The organism is uncultured Campylobacter sp. (assembly GCF_938031315.1).
In the GTDB taxonomy this organism is placed as follows: domain Bacteria; phylum Campylobacterota; class Campylobacteria; order Campylobacterales; family Campylobacteraceae; genus Campylobacter_B.
In genome coordinates, this window is record NZ_CALHHT010000436.1 from 1 (window position 1) to 5,831 (window position 5,831).

The 5,831-nt window shown below is 32.2% G+C and carries 6 protein-coding genes; 4 read left to right on the forward strand and 2 right to left on the reverse strand.

All coding sequences use genetic code 11. The features are described from left to right. Positions 1–556: ABC transporter ATP-binding protein (locus Q0236_RS10860; protein ID WP_297917776.1), on the reverse strand; the 556-nt coding region annotated here is incomplete at its 3' end. Next, the gene (locus tag Q0236_RS10865) at positions 556–777 is read right to left on the reverse strand and encodes an AbrB/MazE/SpoVT family DNA-binding domain-containing protein (protein ID WP_297917779.1); all 222 of its coding nucleotides are present in this window, start codon (positions 775–777) and stop codon (positions 556–558) included. The genes Q0236_RS10865 and Q0236_RS10860, both read right to left, overlap by 1 nt. 333 nt (positions 778–1,110) lie before the next feature. On the opposite strand from Q0236_RS10865, the gene Q0236_RS10870 reads away from it, so the two are divergent. The 4 genes from Q0236_RS10870 to Q0236_RS10885 all read left to right on the forward strand — a co-directional run. After that, complete coding sequence (locus Q0236_RS10870) at positions 1,111–1,527, forward strand: YjdF family protein (protein WP_297917782.1); 417 nt, start codon at positions 1,111–1,113, stop codon at positions 1,525–1,527. 756 nt (positions 1,528–2,283) lie between these two features. Continuing rightward, positions 2,284–2,982 (forward strand): hypothetical protein, encoded by a 699-nt coding sequence (locus tag Q0236_RS10875; RefSeq protein WP_297917785.1) that lies wholly within the window; start codon positions 2,284–2,286, stop codon positions 2,980–2,982. A 233-nt stretch (positions 2,983–3,215) separates the two neighbouring features. Beyond that, a complete protein-coding gene (locus Q0236_RS10880; RefSeq protein WP_297917787.1) occupies positions 3,216–5,075 on the forward strand; it encodes an alginate lyase family protein in 1,860 nt (619 codons plus the stop codon). Beyond that, a partial coding sequence (locus tag Q0236_RS10885) for an acyltransferase (RefSeq protein WP_297917790.1) occupies positions 5,075–5,831 on the forward strand: 757 nt, incomplete at its 3' end. The genes Q0236_RS10880 and Q0236_RS10885, both read left to right, overlap by 1 nt.

Below are 5,831 nucleotides of genomic sequence, written 5' to 3' on the forward strand. Positions count from 1 at the left end.
TTGTTCCTTTTTCTTTCAATTCTTGTAATAGTTTATGAATTTTCTTTGATGTAGTGGGATCCAATCCACTGGTAGGTTCATCTAAAAATAAAATTTGAGGTTTTGAAATTAGAGCCATAGCAATAGAGAGTCGACGTTGCATCCCTCCGGATAAATTTTTAGCTTTTTTATTTAGTTCTTGTTCTAATCCAAATTTACACGCTATTTCGTGAGCGTTCTTATTTGATGTTTTGCTATCTTGCCCATATATTTCAGCGATGAGTTTTAAATTTTCTAACACTGATAAATTTGAGGCTACCGCTGTCTCTTGTGGAGAGATATTGATTTTTTTCTTTATTGTATAAGGATTTGAGGTGATACTATCACCAAGAAGATACGCATCACCGCTTGTAGGTTTTATTAGACAAGACAACATTTTTATTGTTGTGGTTTTTCCTGCACCATTCCCACCAAGTAGGGCGAATAATTCTCCTTGTTTAATTGATAAATTAAGATTATCTACAGCAACGGTATTTTCATATTTTTTTGTAAGATTTTCGATAGTGATAGCGTTCATTAGTTATCCCTCTTTTCTTCGTCTTGATTGAAAATAGTATCCATAAAGTGTGCGAACATATTTTTAGGTGGGATTGCGATACCTTTATTTATATCGGCAAGAATGATTAAAGTATCTCCTGGGTTTATATTGAAGACGTCGCGAGCTTCTTTAGGTATAACAAACTGTCCTTTTTCTCCTACTTTAACAGTCCAAGCATATTTACCTTCTGGATGTTTCATGTTAGTACCTCCTTTTAAGTATGATTTGTATGATTAGTATAACCAGTATAACATAATTTTATTTTATCGTCAAAATTTTCTGTAATAAAAACAGGAATATTCGACCAGTTTATGCATTTATAGAATATAGAAAAAGCTGTATGAAGTATAGCTATAAAATCAAGGTGAAATATGGTATAATAAGAAAATAATTTGAAGATAAAAACGCAATATATATTTTTTAATGTATTAGAACTGGTAGGTAGCCCAGTCGTCTAAATTATTTTATTTAGGTAAGTAACCTTCCCCTCCGGGTTGTCCATTCTTCAATAAAGTATTAAGGAGGGTTCTGTTATGGAAAAAATAGCAGGCAAATTAACGGTTTTTTTTGATAATCCATTTTGGGTAGGTGTTTTTGAATGTGTAGAAAAAAATAAGTTATCAGTATGTAGAGTAGTATTTGGTGCAGAACCAAAGGATTATGAAATATATGATTTTATTTTAAAAAATTATAAAAATTTAAAGTTTGGTTCAAGCCTAGAAGTTAAGGTTAAAAAAATAAAGAACAATCCTAAAAGATTGCAAAGAGAAGTAAAAAAACAAAGTAAACAAGTAGGGATAGGAACAAAATCTCAGTTAGCATTACAGAAACAAAGAGAAGAAATGAAGTTGGAAAGAAAAAAAGAAAGTAAGCAAATAAGAGAGTTAGAAAACCGAAGAAAATTTGAATTAAAACAAGAAAAACGCAAACAAAAACATAGAGGAAAATAATAAGGTATTCTCCCAAAAAGGATTATCTTAAACCATCAAAACAGTAAACCGCTGAGGTTTGCTGTTTTTTCTTACTCAATTTCCAAAATAAAGAGTCTATGAATCAAAAAAGGTACTTAACAAAACGATTCCTGATTAGAAGTAAAAGATAATAAGGCGTTCTTGGGTGCTTTAGGTGTGTTAATTGCGTTTTTTGAAATAGTGTAGCTAATCATTTCAAAAGAATTATAAAAGAATAGTACGGTTGGTTAGTAATGGATTGGGTAAATAAATTCATGTTAAAATAAAAAAGAAAAAACTAAATCAACTATCAAAAGAGAACAAATCTAAGTAGATGAAAAATTGATTCAAAAAAATACACATGGTATAATTACTGTGAGTATTTTTTAGTAAAAAACATATAAAAATAAAGGAGATAAAGGTAATTATAAGATAATTATTCACATATTATATGAAAAAATATGAATTTACAGCAACAACAGAAAAATCAGATATTATCATCGGTTTAATTTTTCCTATGGTAATAATGATTCCTATATTGGCAATACAATTAGCTGTCTTTTATTTAAAACTTAATAATTTCGTTAAAGCATATCCAATATTTCTTTTTTTATCTTACAATCTCAAGAAAATTTTAAGATCTATAATATTGCTAATGTATTAAGGCCATTACTAATATTTGTATTTATATCCATATCTTTTATTTTTCATGTTATTACTCTCGAGAATATCGCCGTTGCTATTATCATTTCTCAATTGGTTTTTGCATGTATTTTTTTATATTTAATTTTTAGGAGTAAAAATATAAAATATTCATATGATATAAACGCTGCTTCTTTTTTTGAATACTTAGGAGAAAATAAATTTTTAATTTTATATTTTATATTTTTAGAATTATTTTCTCAGTTTGATATTTTTATTTTAAGTAAGTATTCATCTGAATATGAACTTTCTAATTATGGTGTGGCCTTTAAGTATTATAGTGTAGGACTTTTACTTTTGGGTTCTATACATGCTGTCCTGTTGCCAAAAATGTCTAGAGAAGCCAAGAGCGGAGCTTTGAAACAAAAGCTATTTGCTCTAGAGTGGATAAAGAAAAGTTGTATTATAGGATTTATCATATTTATAGCTTATTTTTTATGCAGAAATATATATATATACATAAATGGTTATAATTATTTATATTCATATTATATTCTTTTCATCTTTTGTTTTTCTATATTACAAGGTTTAGTCTTTAGTCCTCTTGTAAATATTATAATTGCAAATAAAGACTATGGTTTTTTATCTAGCATAGCTTTAATAGCAATATCATTTAATTGTATTTTTAATTTATTAGTAGTAAAAGATTATGGCGCTATAGGAGTTGCTGTAGTAACTACTATTACTCATACTATTATCAATGTTTCATCCTTTTTTAGAATATTATATAAGAATAAGGCGTTATCTGTATGATTGTGTACTATTTTAAGAAAATAAAACATATGTCCTATAAAGATATATTAATTAAAATTTTAAATAAAATATTTAATATTATTAAAAATATAATTGAAAAGAATATGCTTTTGAAATTTGCTCAAACTATATACAGTCATTCCAATTGTTCAATAATCAAATTAAATTCTATAAATATAAAAAAGCTCGACCTGCCAAACATAGATCCGGATGTCGCAAAATATCTATCTAAAATGTACATTGAGCATAAATTTGATCTGCTCGGTAGCGGGTGGGTAAAAAATAGCTATGATAGCGCGGCGCTAGGGCTTGAGGGCTATAAATACGATATGAATGTCGCGGCGCCCGCGAATGTGCCAGAGGGCTACGAGCCGATCGATTGGCAAAAGGATTTTAAAAGCGGCTTTCGGTGGGATGAAAAAAAATGGTACAAAGATCAGCGCATAGCCCATAGGCCCGGCAGCGATATAAAAGTGCCGTGGGAGCTTGCGAGGTTTCAGCACTTGCCGCAGCTTGCTATTTTTGCGATGACGGATCCGAGTCTAAAAGAGCAAAATTTAAAAGAATTTAAAAACCAAATTTTAGATTTTATCCACAATAATCCGCCTAGAATGGGCGTAAATTGGACCTGCACGATGGATGTTGGCATTAGGGCAGCTAATATGCTGGCGGCTTACGATATGTTTTGCCAGATGGATGAGGGTGGAATTTTAGATCAAAATTTTAAGCAGGCCTTTTCAAATAGCGTCTACGAGCACGCTCTTCATATCGTAAATAATCTGGAGTATTCGCCGCATCTTACGTCAAATCACTATCTAAGCGACATCGTGGGGCTGCTGTTTGCGTGCGCGTATTTGAACGGCGATGGCGAGATAGACGCGTGGCTAGCGTTTGCCCTCCAAGAGATAATTAGCGAAATGAAAAAGGAATTTTACGAAGATGGCGGAAATTTCGAGAGTTCTACGAGCTATCACCGCCTAAGCGGCGAGCTGATGGCGTATGCTACGGCTATGATACTGGGTCTAAAAAGTGAAAAAATTTCATCGCTAAAAAATTACGATGTAAAGCTTTGGCGCAAAAAGCCGAAACTTTTACCACCGGAGGAGCAGGAATTTAAAATTTTAAACGGACAAATAGCGCTGCCGCAGTGGTTTGTGGACAGGCTGTATAAAATCGGCAGGTTTACTGCCGACATTACAAAGCCAAACGGAGAAGTGCCGCAATTCGGCGATAACGACAGCGGCAGGCTTTTTAAATTTAGCCCAAACGGCGAGTTTTTGAGTAATGAACAGGCCACGCGAAAATATCTAAATTTAAGCGGCTTTGAGGGCGGTGACGAGCCGTTTTGGGACGAAAATATTTTAAACCATTCCGCGTTAATTAGCTGCATGGGCGGAATTTTTGACGATGAGATATTTAAAAACGATATGCGCTTTGAGAGGAGTTTTACGAGAGCTCTTGCGGGACGCACGCTGCAAGTAGGCGATAAAACATACAAAAGCCAGGTCGCTTTGGGCATAAAATTCGGCGAACTACCGTACCGAAAAAGCATGGAATTTAAAATTCCAAATTCGCAAGAGATCAAAAATCTATTTTATCCAGACAGCGGAATTTTTATCTTCAAATCCAGCAAATTTTACCTCGCTATCTGCGCTACGCCGCTTGGGCAAAATGATCACGGCGGACATACGCACAACGATAAGCTGGGCTACGAGCTGTGGATAGACGGCCGCGACATAGCGAAGGACCCCGGCACCTATCTTTATACGCCGATTCCTTGCAGGAGGAATGAATTTAGAAGCGTCAAGGCTCATAATGCGCCGATAGTCGGTGATTTGGAGCAAAATAGTTGGGGTGAGGGAGCGATAGGACTATTTGGAATGTTTGCGGAATGTAGATGTGAAGTGGTGGATTTTGGAGAAAATTTTATAAGCCTCTCTGCAGAATACAAAGGCGTAAAAATTATTAGAAAATTTGAGATAAAAGAGGACAAATTGGAGATTGTCGATATGGCAAACATGGAATTTTATTATAGTAAATTTGAGTTATATTCAAATGGGTATGGAAAGTTGATGAAAATTGGTGCGTTATAATGAATAATAACATTATAGTAAATAATAATTTTAATTTATTAAGATTGATAGCCGCATTTCAAGTTATGTTTGTTCATGCAAATGGCTATTTGGCAAATAAAAGTGATTTGTCTTGGTGCATAAGTAGTATATTAAATTTTAGCGGCGTAACTGTATTTTTTCTGATTAGCGGTTTTTTAATAAGTATGTCTTATGCAAAAAATCAAGATTTAAAAACTTATATTAAAAATAGAATTTTAAGAATTTATCCAGGGCTTTATGTTAATATTTTTATCGGCGTAGCAATCTTATGCGTTTTTATAGGTTTAAATTTTGACTTTGATTTTTTTAAATGGCTTATTACTCAGATTAGTTTTTTGCAATTTTACAATCTCGATGCTAGTAGGTATTTTGGTACAGGCGAGATAAATGCGCCGCTTTGGACGATCTCGATTGAGCTAGTATTTTATGCTGTCTTGCCCATTGTTTTTTTTATAAATATAAAGACTAAGAAAATACTACCTTGTATTTTTCTGATCTCAATACTATTTTTTATATATAATTCTAGTAGTGATAGAAATTTATTTATCAATAAACTTATTAATGTATCTCTGGCGCCATATTTATTTGTATTTTTAATTGGCTTTTATTTTTATATCTATTTTGATTTATTTCATAAATATATAAAGAATAAATTCTTTATATATTTTGCTGCTTATGTTATCGGTATAATTTGCTTCCATTATTTTAATAATATTTTTTTAGCAGGTGGATATA

Excerpts from the sequence above, each read along its gene's own strand:
- Q0236_RS10880 (WP_297917787.1), top strand. The coding sequence starts at position 3,216 with ATGTACATTGAGCATAAATTTGATCTGCTCGGTAGCGGGTGGGTAAAA.
- Q0236_RS10865 (WP_297917779.1), bottom strand. The coding sequence starts at position 777 with ATGAAACATCCAGAAGGTAAATATGCTTGGACTGTTAAAGTAGGAGAA.
- Q0236_RS10870 (WP_297917782.1), top strand. The coding sequence starts at position 1,111 with ATGGAAAAAATAGCAGGCAAATTAACGGTTTTTTTTGATAATCCATTT.